Source organism: Citrobacter sp. wls829, assembly GCF_005280825.1.
GTDB classification, from domain to species: domain Bacteria; phylum Pseudomonadota; class Gammaproteobacteria; order Enterobacterales; family Enterobacteriaceae; genus Citrobacter; species Citrobacter gillenii.
The window spans coordinates 48,367-64,861 of sequence record NZ_SZWP01000066.1; the positions used below are offsets into that span (position 1 = coordinate 48,367).

The 16,495-nt window shown below is 56.9% G+C and carries 13 protein-coding genes; 10 read left to right on the plus strand and 3 right to left on the minus strand.

Annotation, left to right across the window (positions count from 1 at the left end):
* Nucleotides 1–9 precede the first annotated feature (9 nt).
* The gene (locus tag FDW88_RS12975; RefSeq protein ID WP_137362705.1) at nt 10–1,998 is read left to right on the plus strand and encodes a bifunctional diguanylate cyclase/phosphodiesterase; all 1,989 of its coding nucleotides are present in this window, start codon (nt 10–12) and stop codon (nt 1,996–1,998) included.
* 29 nt (nt 1,999–2,027) lie between these two features.
* Here the strand turns inward: FDW88_RS12975 and FDW88_RS12980 are convergent, their stop codons facing one another.
* A complete protein-coding gene (locus FDW88_RS12980; protein ID WP_135912487.1) occupies nt 2,028–2,840 on the minus strand; it encodes a DNA-binding transcriptional regulator in 813 nt (270 codons plus the stop codon).
* 191 nt (nt 2,841–3,031) lie between these two features.
* On the opposite strand from FDW88_RS12980, the gene FDW88_RS12985 reads away from it, so the two are divergent.
* From FDW88_RS12985 to mmuM, 9 genes are all read left to right on the plus strand, one after another.
* Nucleotides 3,032–4,696 carry a bifunctional 3-(3-hydroxy-phenyl)propionate/3-hydroxycinnamic acid hydroxylase gene (locus FDW88_RS12985; RefSeq protein WP_096758139.1) on the plus strand — a complete coding sequence of 555 codons (1,665 nt, stop codon included), beginning with the start codon at nt 3,032–3,034 and terminating at the stop codon, nt 4,694–4,696.
* A 1-nt stretch (nt 4,697) separates the two neighbouring features.
* Complete coding sequence (gene mhpB / locus FDW88_RS12990) at nt 4,698–5,642, plus strand: 2,3-dihydroxyphenylpropionate/2,3-dihydroxicinnamic acid 1,2-dioxygenase (RefSeq protein WP_096758138.1); 945 nt, start codon at nt 4,698–4,700, stop codon at nt 5,640–5,642.
* Between the two features lie 28 nt (nt 5,643–5,670).
* Entirely contained in the window at nt 5,671–6,537 is an 867-nt protein-coding gene (mhpC, locus tag FDW88_RS12995; protein WP_137362706.1) for a 2-hydroxy-6-oxonona-2,4-dienedioate hydrolase, read from the plus strand.
* Nucleotides 6,538–6,546: 9 nt separating this feature from the next.
* Nucleotides 6,547–7,356 carry a 2-keto-4-pentenoate hydratase gene (gene mhpD / locus FDW88_RS13000; protein ID WP_115259290.1) on the plus strand — a complete coding sequence of 270 codons (810 nt, stop codon included), beginning with the start codon at nt 6,547–6,549 and terminating at the stop codon, nt 7,354–7,356.
* Nucleotides 7,353–8,303 (plus strand): acetaldehyde dehydrogenase, encoded by a 951-nt coding sequence (gene mhpF / locus FDW88_RS13005; protein ID WP_137362707.1) that lies wholly within the window; start codon nt 7,353–7,355, stop codon nt 8,301–8,303. Before mhpD ends, mhpF begins: the two co-directional genes overlap by 4 nt.
* Nucleotides 8,300–9,313, plus strand: coding sequence for a 4-hydroxy-2-oxovalerate aldolase (gene mhpE / locus FDW88_RS13010; protein WP_117342091.1), 1,014 nt, complete (start codon nt 8,300–8,302; stop codon nt 9,311–9,313). The genes mhpF and mhpE overlap by 4 nt, the downstream gene beginning before the upstream one ends.
* 68 nt (nt 9,314–9,381) lie before the next feature.
* Nucleotides 9,382–10,596, plus strand: a complete 1,215-nt coding sequence (gene mhpT / locus FDW88_RS13015) for a 3-(3-hydroxy-phenyl)propionate transporter MhpT (RefSeq protein WP_137362708.1) — start codon at nt 9,382–9,384, stop codon at nt 10,594–10,596.
* 277 nt (nt 10,597–10,873) lie between these two features.
* The gene (gene mmuP / locus FDW88_RS13020) at nt 10,874–12,277 is read left to right on the plus strand and encodes an S-methylmethionine permease (RefSeq protein WP_115259288.1); all 1,404 of its coding nucleotides are present in this window, start codon (nt 10,874–10,876) and stop codon (nt 12,275–12,277) included.
* Nucleotides 12,264–13,196, plus strand: a complete 933-nt coding sequence (gene mmuM / locus FDW88_RS13025) for a homocysteine S-methyltransferase (RefSeq protein ID WP_137362709.1) — start codon at nt 12,264–12,266, stop codon at nt 13,194–13,196. The genes mmuP and mmuM overlap by 14 nt, the downstream gene beginning before the upstream one ends.
* Nucleotides 13,197–13,257: 61 nt before the next feature.
* Here mmuM and fbpC read toward each other — a convergent pair whose 3' ends face one another.
* Together fbpC and FDW88_RS13035 are read right to left on the minus strand one after the other, a co-directional pair.
* Nucleotides 13,258–14,304 (minus strand): ferric ABC transporter ATP-binding protein, encoded by a 1,047-nt coding sequence (fbpC, locus tag FDW88_RS13030; protein ID WP_117342094.1) that lies wholly within the window; start codon nt 14,302–14,304, stop codon nt 13,258–13,260.
* A gap of 11 nt (nt 14,305–14,315) precedes the next feature.
* A complete protein-coding gene (locus tag FDW88_RS13035; protein ID WP_117342095.1) occupies nt 14,316–16,394 on the minus strand; it encodes an iron ABC transporter permease in 2,079 nt (692 codons plus the stop codon).
* Nucleotides 16,395–16,495: the final 101 nt, after the last annotated feature.

Below are 16,495 nucleotides of genomic sequence, written 5' to 3' on the forward strand. Positions count from 1 at the left end.
AAGAACATCATGAACAGAATACTGGCGGGCATCATATTTTCTCTTTTTATATCTACCGGGTATATCTCTTACCTCGTGCATGAACGGCAACAAGAGTTACAGAAACTGACTCACTACACCGATTCATGGTCCGCTGCACAACTGGTATCAGAATACTACCGTTTTGAGTCATGGCTTGGTCTTTACACTATCGATGATTCTATGAACCTCGATGATGTACGTCTGCGCCTCGACATCATGCTCAGCCAGAATGATTTAATGAAAGAAGGTGAGTTGGGGCATTATATACAAAATAATGAAGCGCATGGTGAACTGGCTTTACAACTGGAAAACACACTTAACTATCTGGATGTTCATCTTGAGAAAATGAATCGTCCAGAGCTCCAGACATACTTGAAAAAAATGCATGCGCTGGATGCGCCGCTAGGCCGTCTTTCATCCGGTGCGCTAAATAAAGATGTTAACTCGATTAATAGTACAAACCTCAAAATTCAAGCGCTGTACTATATTTATTCAGCGATCTCAGTACTGCTGATCATACTGAGTGCGATACTGGGCGTGCTGATATTCTATCAGAACAGAAATATTCTGCAGGCGCATCTTCAGGTTAAGCGTCTTGCTGAAGAATTGCAGAAATCTAAAGAAAAACTGCAAATCCAGAATACAAAACTGGAACATGACGTCTACCATGATTCTCTTACCGAGATGAATAACCGCCAGCTTTTTTGGGAAGATTTAAATAAAACCATCGAGACGGCAGAAAAGAATAATAGTTCTGTGACAGTGATGTTGTTTGATTTAGACCGATTCAAAGAGGTCAATGATACGTATGGTCATGATGTCGGTGATTCATTGTTACGTCAGATATCCCATCGCCTGGTTTCGATGAGCCTGACTTCAGATACGCTTTATCGCTTAGGTGGGGATGAGTTTGCGTTTCTCTCGACGGGTCTGACTGAGAGTCATGCTGTTTCTCGCGCGCAAAAAATATGTGAATTTATCAACCAGCCCTACACGATTTATAACACGATTATCAACATTACCACCTGCGTTGGCATTGTTATTTCCGAAACTGAACGCCGCTCCGACTATCTATATAAATTTGCCGATCTGGCCCTATATGAAGCCAAAAAAGAAGGTTCTGGTAAGATAAAAGTCTTCCGGCAACGCATGTTAGATAAGTTGCAAGAAAGCAGAACCCTTGAGCATGATATGGCGATGGCAATAGCGAATAAAGAATTCGTGGTTTATTACCAGCCGATTGTAGATTCTTTCAGCAGGGAAATTTACAGCTATGAAGCCCTTATCCGCTGGATACATCCTCTTAAAGGCCTGCTGTCGCCGGATAGTTTTATTCCTGTTGCTGAAAAGACAGGAATGATTAATGAAATGGGGAAATCGGTGCTTGAAATGGCCTGCAGGGAAGCGGCTTACTGGGCGGTTCCGGCTAAAATTTCAGTCAATGTCTCGCCTGTCCAGCTAAGCAGCAAAGCCTTTGCCGGAATAGTGTTGTCTATTCTGAAAGAAACAGGACTTCCGGCTGATCGTCTTGAACTGGAAGTGACGGAATCCTCTCTTTTTACTGACAGCAGTACGCCGATGAATACGCTTAACAGGCTCAGAGCCCTGGGCGTGAAAATCTCCATTGATGATTTTGGTACGGGATACTCTTCGCTTTCGCGGCTGAGCAGGCTTGCTTTCGACAAAATCAAAATAGACAAGTCCTTTGTGCATTCGATATCTACACAGGAAGACGCCCTTAACATCATCAAACTTATCACCGGTATGGCGAAATCTCTCAATATGAAGGCGGTTGCAGAAGGGGTTGAAACGCAGGAGCAACTGGAAAGTCTTCAGGCTCTGGGCTGCGATTTCGCACAAGGCTATCTGTTTGGTAAACCTCAACCTGGTATTGATGGAAAAATCAGAAACGGTAAATCGCGAACGTCTCTGCTGACAGATAACGACGACACATTGCGCAGTGAACGTGGCTCTTAATCAGAGGGGGAGGGGAAATGTGATCCATCTCACCTCCCGGCAACCAAAATCTCCTGTGACGCCACGCCGTCTTCGATCTGCTTCGCCACTTTTTGTAAGGCCGGAAGGTGTTTTTCCGCGGCCTGTTCGATGGTCATCGCACTGGCCATATACACCAGGTTCAGGCAGCCGATCACCCGCTGTTCGCTGCGGATTGGCACGGCGATAGAGGCGATTTTCTCCTCCTGATCCCAGCCGCGATAGTTCTGTCCAAAACCGTCTTTGCGCGCGCGAGTCAGGATGGCGTCCAGCTTCAGCGGTTCGCGCGCCAGCTGGAATTCTTCTCCCGGTCGCGATGCCAGTATTTCGATCAGCTCCTGACGTTCATTCTCCGGACAAAACGCCAGCCAGGTCAGGCCGGAGGCGGTTTTCAGCAACGGTAGACGACGCCCGACCATCGCCCGGTGAAATGACAGGCGGCTGAAGCGGTGGGTGGTTTCACGCACCACCATGGCATCGACGTCGAGCGTGGAAACGTCGGTCGGCCAGATGACCTCGCGCAGTAAATCCCCCAGCAGCGGCGCGGCCAGCGCGGAAATCCACTGCTCGTCACGAAATCCCTCGCTGAGCTGACGAACTTTGATGGTTAAGCGAAAGCTGTCATCGGATAGGCTGCGCCGGACGTAACCCTCATCCTGCAACGTTTCCAGCAGTCGTCTGACCGTGGTGCGGTGCAGGCCGCTCAGCTCTGCCAGCAGACCAACGCTGGCCCCACCGTCGAGCCGGTTTAACATATTTAATAACATTAACCCGCGGGTTAATCCGCGCACGGTTTTGTATTCGGTACTCTCGTCACTTTTCATATTCGTTGACAAATCTACAGATAAAACAACGTAGTGCACTAAGTGCACATCCAGGTATGTTTTGATTGTAGCGCAAAAACACCCTCCTATACTGACCGCACAATAAAAAATTATTCACATATTTTTAACAAAGCCAGGTGCGTCTCTCCAGAGGCTGCCATGACGTTTTGTCCGCGTAGTGAGGTTCTGAAATGACAACGATAAACCCGGATATCCAACCCGCTGTGCAACACACCGTGCAGGTGGCGATTGCCGGAGCCGGTCCGGTGGGGCTGATGATGGCGAACTATCTCGGCCAGATGGGCATTGAGGTGCTGGTGGTGGAGAAGCTCGATGCGCTGATCGACTATCCGCGCGCCATCGGCATTGACGATGAAGCGCTGCGCACCCTGCAGTCCGTCGGTCTGGTCGATAACGTGCTGCCGCACACCACGCCATGGCATGCGATGCGCTTTCTTACCCCCAAGGGCCGCTGCTTTGCTGATATCCAGCCGATGACCGACGAGTTTGGCTGGTCGCGCCGTAATGCGTTTATTCAGCCGCAGGTAGACGCGGTGATGCTGGAAGGGCTGTCGCGGTTTCCCAACGTGCGTTGCCTGTTCTCTCGCGAGCTGGAGGCGTTCAGTCAGAAGGATGGCGAAGTGACGCTGAACCTGAAGGCACCGGACGGTCAGCGTGAAACGGTGCAGGCCCAGTGGCTGGTGGCCTGCGACGGCGGCGGCAGCGTCGTCAGGCGCTCGCTGAATGTGCCATTCGAAGGTAAAACCGCGCCAAATCAGTGGATTGTGGTGGATATCGCCAACGATCCGCTCAGCACCCCACACGTGTATCTGTGCTGCGATCCGGTGCGTCCGTATGTCTCCGCCGCACTGCCACACGCGGTGCGCCGCTTTGAATTTATGGTGATGCCGGGGGAAACCGAAGCGCAGCTTAGCGAGCCGCAGAATATGCGCCAGTTGCTGAGCAAAGTGTTGCCGAACCCGGACAACGTTGAGCTGATCCGCCAGCGCGTGTATACCCATAACGCCCGTCTGGCCGAACGTTTTCGTATTGACCGCGTGCTGCTGGCGGGCGATGCCGCGCACATTATGCCGGTCTGGCAGGGGCAGGGGTACAACAGCGGCATGCGCGATGCCTTCAACCTGGCGTGGAAACTGGCGCTGGTCATTGAGGGCAAAGCCGGTGATGCGCTGCTGGACACCTACCAGCAGGAACGCCGCGATCACGCCAAAGCCATGATTGATTTGTCGGTGACTGCGGGCAACGTGCTGGCACCGCCGAAACGCTGGCATGGCGCGGTGCGTGACGGCATTTCCTGGCTGCTGAACTACATTCCGCCGGTCAAACGCTACTTCCTCGAAATGCGCTTCAAGCCGATGCCGCAATATCACGTCGGGGCGCTGGTGCGTGAAGGCGACGCGAAAGCCTCCCCGGTCGGCAAGATGTTTATTCAGCCAAAGGTGACGCTGGAAACGGGTGACGTGACGCTGCTCGACAACGTCATCGGGCCGAATTTTGCGGTTATTGGCTGGGGCTGTAATCCGCTGTGGGGTATGAGTGACGAGCAAATCCAGCTGTGGCGCGCGCTCGGCACGCGGTTTATCCAGGTGGTGCCGGACACGCAGATCAATACCTCACAGGATAACCACGACGGGGTTATCCGTATTGGTGATACGCAAAATCGCCTGCGCGCGTGGTTTGCCCAACATAACGCCGCGCTGGTGGTGATGCGTCCGGATCGCTTCGTTGCTGCGGTTGCCATTCCGCAAACCTTGGGCAGCACCCTGAATAAACTGGCGTCGGTGATGACGCTCACCCGCACTCATGTCGCGGTTCCTGTCGAAAAGGTCGCCTGATATGCACGCTTATCTTCACTGTCTTTCCCACTCGCCGCTGGTGGGCTATGTCGACCCGGCACAGGCCGTGCTCGACGAGGTCAACGGGGTGATCGCCAGCGCCCGTGCGCGCATTGCGGCGTTCGATCCCGAACTGGTGGTGCTGTTTGCCCCCGATCACTATAACGGTTTTTTCTACGATGTGATGCCGCCGTTTTGCTTAGGCATTGGCGCCACGGCGATCGGTGATTTTGGCAGCGCGGCGGGAGAACTGCCGGTGCCGGCGGATCTCGCGGAAGCCTGCGCCCACGCGGTGATGAAAAGCGGCATCGATCTTGCCGTGTCGTACAACATGCAGGTCGATCACGGCTTTGCTCAGCCGCTGGAGTTTTTGCTCGGCGGGCTGGATAAGGTCCCGGTATTGCCGGTGTTTATTAACGGCGTCGCTACGCCGCTGCCGGGCTTCCAGCGCACTCGCCTGCTCGGCGAGGCGATTGGTCGGTTCACCAGCTCACTGAATAAACGCGTGCTGTTTATAGGCTCCGGTGGGCTGTCGCACCAGCCGCCGGTGCCCGAGCTGGCGAAGGCAGACGCCCACATGCGCGACCGTCTGCTTGGCAGCGGTAAGCAGTTGCCAGAAAACGAACGCCAGCTACGCCAGCAGCGGGTGATCAGCGCCGCCGAAAAGTTTGTTGAAGATCAGAACACGCTGCACCCGCTCAACCCCGTCTGGGATAACCGCTTTATGACTCTGCTTGAGCAGGGGCGTCTGGCGGAACTGGACGGCGTCAGCAACGAAGAGCTGTCCGCGATGGCGGGCAAATCGACGCACGAAGTGAAAACCTGGGTTGCCGCCTTCGCCGCTATTTCTGCTTTTGGTCACTGGCGCAGCGAAGGCCGTTACTACCGTCCGATCCCGGAGTGGATCGCCGGATTTGGCTCGTTGAGCGCCGCCACACAGAACTGAAACAGAACTGAACATGCAGGAGAACATCATGACTTACCAACCGCAAACCGAAGCCGCCAGCAGCCGTTTTCTTGAGGTGCAGGAAGCTGGCGAAACCCTACGCGTACATGTCAATGACTGTGGGCAGGGCGAAGAGACCGTTGTGCTGCTGCACGGATCCGGCCCGGGCGCCACGGGCTGGGCCAACTTCAGCCGCAATATCGATCCGCTGGTTGAGGCCGGTTACCGGGTGATCCTGTTGGATTGCCCGGGCTGGGGGAAAAGCGATGGGATCGTTAACCGCGGGTCGCGATCAGATCTGAACGCCCGCATCCTGAAAAGTGTGGTCGATCAGCTGGATCTTCAGCAAGTCCACTTACTGGGCAACTCGATGGGCGGCCACAGCGCCGTGGCGTTCACCCTGAGCTGGCCGGAGCGCGTGGGCAAGCTGGTACTGATGGGCGGTGGGACGGGCGGTATGAGCCTGTTTACGCCGATGCCAACTGAAGGCATCAAGCGCCTGAACCAGCTGTATCGCGAGCCGACCATCGAGAATCTGAAGTTGATGATGGACATCTTTGTGTTCGACACCAGCGACCTGACCGACGCGCTGTTTGAGGCACGACTCAATAACATGCTGTCGCGTCGCGATCACCTGGAAAACTTTGTCCAGAGCCTGGAAGCCAATCCAAAACAGTTCCCGGACTTTAGTCCGCGTCTGGTGGAGATCAAAGCCCAGACTCTGATTGTCTGGGGACGCAACGATCGCTTCGTGCCGATGGACGCCGGGCTGCGCCTGCTCGCCGGAATTGCGGGTTCAGAGCTGCACATTTACCGCGACTGCGGGCACTGGGCGCAGTGGGAACATGCGGACGCCTTTAATCAGCTGGTGCTGAACTTCCTCGCACGACCTTAAGGAACGGAAATGACGAATCGTAATCTTGAACAGTTAGCCGCTGATTTACGCCAGGCACAGGAGCAGGGTGTCGCGATTGCCCCGCTGCGCGAATTGATTGGTGTGGACAACGCCGAGGCGGCCTACGCCATTCAGCACATCAACGTGCAGCACGACGTGGCGCAGGGGCGTCGCGTGGTTGGGCGTAAGGTGGGGCTGACGCACCCGAAAGTCCAGCAGCAACTGGGGGTCAGTCAGCCCGACTTCGGCACGCTGTTTGCCGACATGTGTTACGGCGATAACGACACCATCCCGTTTGAGCGCGTGCTGCAACCGCGGATTGAAGCGGAGATTGCGCTGGTGCTGAACCGCGACCTGCCTGCGACCGACACCACGTTTGATGAGCTGGTTAACGCCATCGAGTGGGTGCTGCCCGCAATGGAAGTGGTCGGCAGCCGTATTCGCGACTGGTCGATTCAATTTGTTGATACCGTGGCGGATAACGCCTCCTGCGGCGTGTACGTGGTTGGCGGCCCGGCGCAGCGCCCGGCGGGGTTAGATCTGAAAAACTGTACGATGAAAATGACGCGTAATAACGAGGAGGTTTCCAGCGGGCGCGGTAGCGAATGTCTGGGGCATCCGATCAACGCCGCCGTTTGGCTGGCGCGCAAAATGGCCAGCCTCGGCGAGCCGCTACGTGCCGGAGACATCATTCTCACTGGGGCGTTAGGCCCGATGGTCGCGGTAAATGCGGGCGATCGTTTTGAGGCCCATATCGAGGGTATTGGTTCAGTCGCCGCCACGTTCTCTGCGGCGGTTACAAAAGGAAGTCAGTCATGAGTAAGCGTAAAGTTGCCATTATCGGCTCCGGTAATATCGGCACCGATTTGATGATTAAAATTCTGCGTCACGGCAAGCAGCTTGAGATGGCGGTGATGGTCGGTATCGACCCGGGATCCGACGGTCTGGCGCGCGCCAGACGCATCGGCGTCGCCACCACCCATGAAGGGGTAACGGGGCTGATTGCAATGCCGGAATTTGCCGATATCGACATCGTGTTTGACGCCACCAGCGCGGGTGCGCACGTGAAAAATGACGCCGCCTTACGCGCGGTTAAGCCGGGGATCCGCCTGATCGACCTGACGCCGGCGGCGATTGGCCCGTACTGCGTGCCAGTAGTGAATCTCGAGGCCAATGTGGATCGGCTGAACGTCAATATGGTGACCTGCGGCGGCCAGGCGACCATCCCGATGGTGGCGGCGGTGTCCCGCGTGGCGCGGGTGTATTACGCCGAGATTATCGCCTCTATTGCCAGCAAGTCCGCGGGGCCGGGCACGCGCGCCAATATTGATGAATTTACCGAAACCACCTCGAAGGCGATTGAAGTGGTGGGCGGTGCCGAGAAAGGCAAAGCGATTATTGTGCTCAACCCAGCGGAGCCGCCGCTGATGATGCGCGACACGGTGTATGTGCTGAGCGAAGAGGCTTCTCAGGCAGAAATTGAGGCGTCGATTAACCAAATGGCAGCGGCGGTACACGCGTACGTGCCGGGCTACCGCCTGAAACAGCGCGTGCAGTTTGAGGTCATCCCACAGGATAAACCGGTGAATCTGCCGGGTATTGGCCAGTTCTCCGGCCTGAAAACTGCGGTGTATCTGGAAGTGGAAGGTGCGGCGCACTACCTGCCAGCCTACGCGGGCAATCTCGATATTATGACCTCCAGCGCGCTGGCGACCGCTGAAAAGATGGCACAGTCACTCGCGCGTCAGGCAGGAGAAGCAGCATGAATGGTAAAAAACTCTATATCTCTGACGTGACCTTGCGTGACGGCATGCATGCTATTCGTCATCAATATTCGCTGGAAAACGTCCGCCAAATCGCTAAAGCACTGGACGATGCGCGTGTCGATTCCATTGAGGTGGCGCACGGCGACGGGTTACAGGGCTCCAGCTTTAACTACGGCTTTGGCGCGCACAGCGATCTGGAATGGATTGAAGCGGCGGCGGACGTGGTGGAGCACGCCAAAATCGCCACGCTGTTGCTGCCGGGTATCGGCACGATTCATGACCTGAAAAACGCGTACCAGGCCGGTGCGCGGGTGGTGCGCGTGGCGACCCACTGCACCGAAGCGGACGTGTCGGCCCAGCATATTCAGTATGCGCGCGAGCTGGGCATGGACACCGTCGGTTTTCTGATGATGAGCCACATGACCACGCCGGAGAAACTGGCGCAGCAGGCGAAGCTGATGGAAAACTACGGTGCGACCTGTATTTATGTGGTCGATTCCGGCGGGGCAATGAACATGACGGACATTCGCGATCGCTTCCGCGCCCTGAAAGCGGTACTGAAGCCGGAAACGGAAACCGGGATGCATGCTCACCACAACCTGAGCCTCGGTGTGGCGAACTCCCTGGCGGCAGTAGAAGAGGGTTGTGACCGTATTGATGCCAGCCTGGCGGGCATGGGCGCAGGGGCGGGCAACGCGCCGCTGGAGGTGTTTATCGCCGCTGTAGATAAACTCGGCTGGCAGCACGGCACCGACCTTTACGCGCTGATGGATGCCGCCGACGATTTAGTCCGTCCGCTGCAGGACCGCCCGGTGCGGGTGGATCGCGAAACGCTGGCGCTGGGTTATGCCGGGGTCTATTCCAGCTTCCTGCGTCATTGCGAAGTGGCGGCGGCGCGCTATGGTCTGAGCGCGGTGGATATTCTGGTTGAACTGGGCAAACGCCGAATGGTGGGCGGCCAGGAAGATATGATCGTCGACGTGGCGCTGGATCTGCGCAACAGCAAATAAAAATAATGACGCGGCTGGCAACGTATCAGCCGCGCTTCACCTGCATCGTGACCTCAGAGGTACACCTCATGACAACCCGTACCCCCGCATCCTCCTCCCGTCTGACGCTGACCGTCGGGCTGTGTTTTTTAGTCGCCCTGATGGAAGGGCTGGATTTACAGGCCGCCGGTATCGCTGCCGTCGGCATCGCCCAGGCTTTTGCGTTAGATAAAATGCAGATGGGCTGGATCTTCAGCGCCGGTATTCTGGGATTACTGCCCGGCGCGCTGGTGGGCGGTATGCTGGCTGACCGCTATGGGCGCAAGCGGATCCTTATTGGCTCCGTGGCGCTGTTTGGCCTGTTTTCGCTGGCGACGGCGATATCCTGGGATTTCTCGTCGCTGGTGTTTGCCCGCCTGATGACCGGTGTCGGGTTGGGGGCGGCGTTGCCGAACCTGATCGCGCTGACCTCCGAAGCCGCAGGCCCGCGCTTTCGCGGCACCGCGGTGAGCCTGATGTACTGCGGGGTGCCGATTGGCGCAGCGCTGGCGGCGGCGCTGGGTTTTAGCGGTGTGGCCTCCGCCTGGCAAACTGTGTTCTGGGTTGGTGGGGTGATCCCGCTGCTGCTGGTGCCGTTGCTGATGCGTTGGCTACCGGAATCACACGTGTATGCCCAGCAAACGCAGGCCGCCGCCGCACCGTTGCGTGCGCTGTTTGCCCCTGCCACCGTGACCGCCACGTTGCTGCTGTGGCTGTGTTATTTCTTCACCCTGTTGGTGGTGTATATGCTGATCAACTGGCTGCCGATGCTACTGGTTGAACAGGGCTTTCGTCCCTCACAGGCGGCGGGCGTGATGTTTGCCCTGCAAATCGGCGCGGCCAGCGGGACGTTAATCCTCGGTGCATTGATGGATAAACTGCGCCCGGTGGTGATGTCGCTACTGATTTACACCGGGATGCTGGCTTCACTGCTGGCGCTCGGTACGGTGTCGTCATTGAGCGGTATGCTGGTGGCCGGATTTGTCGCAGGGATGTTTGCCACCGGCGGCCAAAGCGTGCTGTATGCGCTGGCTCCGCTGTTTTACAGCACCCCCATCCGCGCCACCGGCGTAGGCACCGCGGTGGCCGTTGGGCGCCTAGGGGCGATGAGTGGTCCACTGTTGGCGGGGAAAATGCTGGCGCTGGGCACTGGAACGGTAGGCGTGATGGCGGCCTCCGCACCGGGTATTTTGCTGGCCGGGCTGGCGGTGTTTGTGCTGATGAGCCGTAAATCACAGATACAGGTTCAAGCCAGCGGCTCCTGACCGTGCGCTCATCCGGACGTATGAGGTGTGACGCGCGGTTCCTACTTTCGGGGGAACGTCATTGGACGTCTCCGTTGCCAGAGTTGAATAAACCCTGATAGCGGAGGCGTTATGGCCTGGCGACCTTTTTTGTATCTTATTGTTAATCCTCGTCCTGTGTTGAGCGCCCGGCGCGGGCATCTGCGTCTGGTGCAGGGCTAACTTTGCATTGTGTTTACAAACGCGGTATAACAAACCTTCTTTGGATGTTTAGATGTCCATACGTTTAGAAGGTCATATGCAAACAACACAACAAAATGCGCCACTGAAGCGCACAATGAAAACGCGTCACCTGATTATGCTCTCTTTAGGTGGCGTGATTGGCACAGGGTTATTCTTTAATACCGGGTACATCATCTCCACCACCGGGGCGGCGGGGACGCTGCTGGCCTATTTGATTGGCGCGCTGGTGGTCTGGCTGGTGATGCAATGTCTGGGTGAACTGTCGGTGGCGATGCCGGAAACCGGCGCGTTTCACGTTTATGCCGCGCGCTACCTCGGCCCGGCGACGGGTTACACCGTAGCCTGGCTCTACTGGCTGACCTGGACCGTGGCGCTTGGCTCCAGCTTTACCGCCGCCGGTTTCTGCATGCAGTATTGGTTCCCACAGGTGCCGGTGTGGATCTGGTGCGTGGTTTTCTGCGTTGTTATCTTTGGCCTGAACGTCATTTCTACGCGCTTTTTTGCCGAAGGGGAATTCTGGTTCTCGCTGGTAAAAGTCATCACCATCATCGCCTTTATTATCCTCGGCGGGGCGGCCATTTTTGGCTTTATCCCGATGCAGGATGGTTCACCCGCGCCGGGGTTGAGCAATATCACCGCAGAAGGCTGGTTTCCACATGGCGGCCTGCCGATCCTGATGACCATGGTGGCGGTGAACTTTGCTTTCTCGGGAACCGAGCTTATCGGCATCGCGGCAGGCGAAACGGAAAACCCACGAAAGGTGATTCCGGTGGCGATTCGTACCACTATCGCACGACTGATTATTTTCTTTATTGGCACCGTGTTTGTGCTGGCGGCATTGATCCCGATGCAGCAGGCGGGAGTGGAGAAAAGCCCGTTTGTGCTGGTGTTTGAGAAGGTGGGGATTCCATATGCGGCGGATATTTTTAACGTCGTGATCCTGACGGCCATTCTTTCAGCTGCGAATTCAGGATTGTATGCTTCCGGGCGCATGCTGTGGTCGCTGTCGAATGAACGTACGCTGCCCGCCTGTTTTGCGCGGGTAACCAAAAACGGCGTGCCGCTGACAGCCATATCGGTCAGCATGCTCGGCGGCGTGTTGGCGCTGTTTTCCAGCGTGATCGCCCCGGATACGGTATTTGTGGCGCTGTCGGCGATCTCCGGGTTTGCGGTGGTGGCGGTGTGGCTGAGCATCTGCGCTTCGCATTTTGTTTTTCGCCGCCGTCACTTACAGCAAGGAAAGGCTGTGAGTGAATTGCATTATCGTGCGCCGTGGTATCCGCTGGTTCCCGTATTGGGGTTTGTGCTGTGCCTGGTGGCCTGTGTCGGCCTGGCCTTCGATCCCGCGCAGAGAATTGCGTTGTGGTGCGGGTTACCGTTTGTGGCGTTGTGCTATGGTGCTTATTTCCTTACTCAACCCCGTAAAGTAAAACAGGAGCCACACCATGTCGCAGAATAATCCGTTACGTACCCTTCTTGAGAAACAGGATTTCCTGTTGCTGGATGGTGCGATGGCGACGGAACTGGAGGCGCGCGGCTGTAACCTGGCCGATAGCCTGTGGTCAGCGAAAGTGCTGGTAGAAAACCCGCAGCTTATCCGCGAAGTCCATCTAGATTACTACCGGGCGGGTGCTCAATGTGCGATCACCGCCAGCTATCAGGCCACGCCGGCAGGTTTTGCCGCCCGAGGTCTGGATGAGGCGCAGTCGAAGGCACTGATTGGCAAAAGTGTGGAGCTGGCGCGTAAAGCGCGCGAGGCGTATCTGGCGGAAAACCCGCAGGCGGGTACATTGCTGGTGGCCGGGTCTGTGGGACCGTATGGCGCGTATCTGGCGGATGGCTCGGAATACCGTGGCGATTACGTGCGCAGCAAAGACGAGTTTCAGGGGTTTCACCGACCGCGCGTTGAAGCGCTGCTGGACGCCGGAGCTGACCTGTTAGCCTGCGAAACGCTGCCGAATTTTACTGAGATTAAGGCGCTGGCTGAACTGCTGGCGGAATACCCGCGTGCGCGGGCGTGGTTCTCGTTTACCCTGCGTGACAGCGAACACCTGAGCGACGGCACGCCGCTGCGCGAAGTGGTGGCGTTACTGGCAAACTACCCGCAGGTGCTGGCTATTGGTATCAACTGCATTGCGCTGGAAAACACTACCGAGGCGTTGCAGCATTTACACGGCTTAACGGCGCTGCCGCTGGTGGTCTATCCCAACTCCGGCGAGCATTACGATGTGCAGAGCAAAACCTGGCACACTCACGGTGAAGCGTGTAAAACGCTGGCGGATTATTTACCCCAGTGGCGTGCGGCGGGCGCCCGGTTGATTGGAGGGTGCTGTCGCACCACGCCTGCGGATATTGCTGAATTGAACGTCCAGCGCTGAATTTGTGCCGGGTGGCGGCTGATGCCTTACCCGGCCTACAACGTGTGCCACCCGGCATCAATCACACGGTATCTGCTAACACAAACATGCCGTACGGGTGGATTTCGAGGTAATACTGCTCGCCAGCGTTTGGCTGTAAGCGCGTGGCGTTGACCTGCAATAGAATCTCCTGCCCGTGCCACTCTACCGTGACCTCATACTGCGGCCCCATATAGGCGACGTGCTGGATCACACAGCGCTGGCTCTCCTCGCCGCGATCGCTGAGCGTAATTGCCTCCGGACGCACGCCAACCGTACCTTCTCCCTGGGTGGCGAAATGCAACGGCCTTGGCAGGCGATAACCGTAAATATCGACAAACGCCTCGCTGAACGCGGCCGGGAACAGGTTGGCATCGCCCATAAAGCTCGCCATAAAGCGCGAGGCGGGCTGGCGGTACAGATCCTGCGGTGAGCCGATCTGCATGATATGTCCCTTGTTCATCACCAGTACGGTGTCGGACACCGCGAAGGCTTCGCTCTGATCGTGGGTCACGTACAGCGAGGTAATATCAAACTGCTTTTGCAGTTCGCGGATCTTGTCACGCATGCTGCGTCGCAGGTTGGCGTCGAGGTTACTCAGCGGTTCATCAAATAACAGCACCTTCGGTTTGAGGATCAGCGCCCGGGCCAGCGCCACGCGCTGCTGCTGCCCGCCGGAGATCTGATCGACATAGCGGTCTTCGAATCCTTCCAGATCCACCATCGCCAGCGCCTCTTTCACCCGCGCTTTCAGTTCGCTTCGCGATACACCGAGCATCTTCAGGCCGTAGCCGACGTTTTCACCCAGCGACATATGTGGGAACAGGGCGTAAGACTGAAACACCATGCAGATATCGCGCTGCTGGATGGAACGATGGGTAACGTCTTCGCCATCAATATAAATCTGTCCTTCGCTCGGTTTTTCCAGTCCGGCAACCAGGCGCAAAATGGTGGTTTTGCCGCAGCCGGAAGGGCCAAGCAGCGTCACCATTTGCCCTTGTGGGATGGTGAGATTGATGTTGTCGATAACCGTGTTGCTGCCAAAACGTTTGGTGACGTTGCGCAGTTCAACGAAATTTTTCTGAGTCATAGTGCGCTCCATTACGCCGGGTTTTTGGCTTTTGAACGGGAGGTACGTGATTCACCGATCAGCCAGTCAAAGATGAAAATAATCGCCAGCATCACCACGATCAGGATCGAACCGTAGGCAATGGCCACGCCGTATTCACCGTCTTCCACGCGGTTCAGAATGTAGGCCGTTGCGACGCGGGTATCTGGCGTGACGAGGAACACAATGGCGCTGACGGTAGTAATGGCGCGCACAAAGCTGTAGATCAGCGCGGAGAGGATAGCCGGGCGTAGCAGCGGCAGCAGGATGTGCGTGATGGTCCGTAGCGAACCGGCACGCAGGCTGAGCGAGGCTTCATCCAGCGATTTATCGATTTGCCCTAAGCCCGCAATGCCTGCACGAATGCCGACCGGCACGTTACGCATCACCATTGAGATAATGACGATGGCCGCCGTCCCGGTGAGGTACACCGGGGCGCTGTTAAAGGCCAGAATATACGAGACACCCGCCACGGTGCCGGGAACGGCAAAGCACAGCATGGTGGTGAACTCGATAGTTTTTTTGCCTTTAAACTGCTGGCGCACCACAATCCAGGCGATCAGTAGCCCGAAGATGGCGGTGATCGGCGCGGCGATCCCGGCGTACAGTAGGGTGTCGAGTAGCGAAGGCCACGCGCCGTCGCTCATCCCCTGACCAAACAGCTTGGTAAAGTTCGCCAGCGTCAGGGTGTAGTCCACGCCCCAGTTAACGGTGAAGCTGCCGTAGAAAATGCTGCCATACAGCAGGGCGTTAAAGGCGATCCATACCGCCAGTAGCGCGACCACGCTCCACACCAGCGTTACTGGCAGCGGTTGCACGTCGCCACGGTATGATTTACCGGAAACGGTGACGTACGAGCGTTTGCCGATCCACATGTACTGCACGCAGAACACCAGCAGGGAGAACAGCAGCAGGAACGCGCCGAGCGTGCTGGCGGCCTGGTAATCGAGCTGTGAACCGGTGATGTAGAAGTAGATTTGTGTCGCCAGCACGTCAAAGTTACCGCCGAGCACCAGCGGGTTACTGAAGTCAGCCAGCGACTGCACAATGACAATCAAAAAGGCGTTTGCCAGCGCCGGTTTTAGCAGCGGGACAAACACGCCGTTAAAGGTCTGCCAGCGGCTGGCGCGCAGGGTGTACGACGCTTCTTCCAGCGACGGATGAATGGTTTTGATCGCCCCGTCGAGGATCATAAACGCCATCGGGGTGAAGGCCAGCACCTGCGCCAGCCAGATGCCGGTAAACCCGTACAGCCAGTTGGTGTTGGTTAAGCCAAACCAGTCCACCATTAATTCGGTAATGTAACCGGAACGGCCCATCATTAAGGTGACGCCAAGGCCGACGACAAACGGCGGCGTCACGATCGGCAGGATCGAGAAAATGCGGCCAATAATGGCGCTACGTCTGGCAATACGAGTGGTGTAAATCGCCAGCACCAGACCGAAGAAGGTACAGCCGACGCCGACGGCGATCGACAGCATAATGGAGTTGAGGATCACCTGAATGATATGCGCCTGCGACAGCACATTCATAAACGCCAGCGGGGCAAACTCTCCGGCGTCGTTGGTGAACATGGGAATGAAAATCGCGATGCTCGGCCAGACGATAAAAATCCCGATCAGCGCGACAATGGCGGTGAGTGATCCGATAACGAAACGGTCGCCACCCAGCCATTCGAGGCGGGTGAGCGCCAGCGTCATAATCGCGCCCAGCGCGACAAACAGCACGATGGTGGCATAGCCTAGGCCGCGTCCTTCAAGGGTGGCGCTGGCGACAATAAAGGCCATACAGAATAGCGACCAGCTCGCGTCGAGAGTGTGGCGGCTGCGCTGCTCGCGTTTGGCTTCCTGGAACGGACGTACCAGCAGCAGGCTCGGTAGCAGATACCACAACCAGCTAATATTGAAATGTGACCAGCTGTAGGCGGCGAGTATTTCCTCGCGCGTGGACTCCAGCAGTCCATAGTCCAGGCTCCAGCTTGGCAGCAGGGCAAACGCCAGCCAGCCGAGTAAAACCCAAAGGAATATCGCATCCCGTTTTTTCACGGGATGGAGTGCAAGTGTCTGTGACATAGCGGTTCCGGTGTTCAATCCTGATGTAGGCCGGATAAGCTTGTGCGCCATCCGGCATTCAGGGTGACGATCATTGCCGGATGCGGCGTTGCCTTATCCGG

Coding starts and splice junctions, on each gene's coding strand:
- FDW88_RS12975 (WP_137362705.1), top strand. CDS start 10: ATGAACAGAATACTGGCGGGCATCATATTTTCTCTTTTTATATCTACC.
- FDW88_RS12980 (WP_135912487.1), bottom strand. CDS start 2,840: ATGAAAAGTGACGAGAGTACCGAATACAAAACCGTGCGCGGATTAACC.
- FDW88_RS12985 (WP_096758139.1), top strand. CDS start 3,032: ATGACAACGATAAACCCGGATATCCAACCCGCTGTGCAACACACCGTG.
- mhpB (WP_096758138.1), top strand. CDS start 4,698: ATGCACGCTTATCTTCACTGTCTTTCCCACTCGCCGCTGGTGGGCTAT.
- mhpC (WP_137362706.1), top strand. CDS start 5,671: ATGACTTACCAACCGCAAACCGAAGCCGCCAGCAGCCGTTTTCTTGAG.
- mhpD (WP_115259290.1), top strand. CDS start 6,547: ATGACGAATCGTAATCTTGAACAGTTAGCCGCTGATTTACGCCAGGCA.
- mhpF (WP_137362707.1), top strand. CDS start 7,353: ATGAGTAAGCGTAAAGTTGCCATTATCGGCTCCGGTAATATCGGCACC.
- mhpE (WP_117342091.1), top strand. CDS start 8,300: ATGAATGGTAAAAAACTCTATATCTCTGACGTGACCTTGCGTGACGGC.
- mhpT (WP_137362708.1), top strand. CDS start 9,382: ATGACAACCCGTACCCCCGCATCCTCCTCCCGTCTGACGCTGACCGTC.
- mmuP (WP_115259288.1), top strand. CDS start 10,874: ATGCAAACAACACAACAAAATGCGCCACTGAAGCGCACAATGAAAACG.
- mmuM (WP_137362709.1), top strand. CDS start 12,264: ATGTCGCAGAATAATCCGTTACGTACCCTTCTTGAGAAACAGGATTTC.
- fbpC (WP_117342094.1), bottom strand. CDS start 14,304: ATGACTCAGAAAAATTTCGTTGAACTGCGCAACGTCACCAAACGTTTT.
- FDW88_RS13035 (WP_117342095.1), bottom strand. CDS start 16,394: ATGTCACAGACACTTGCACTCCATCCCGTGAAAAAACGGGATGCGATA.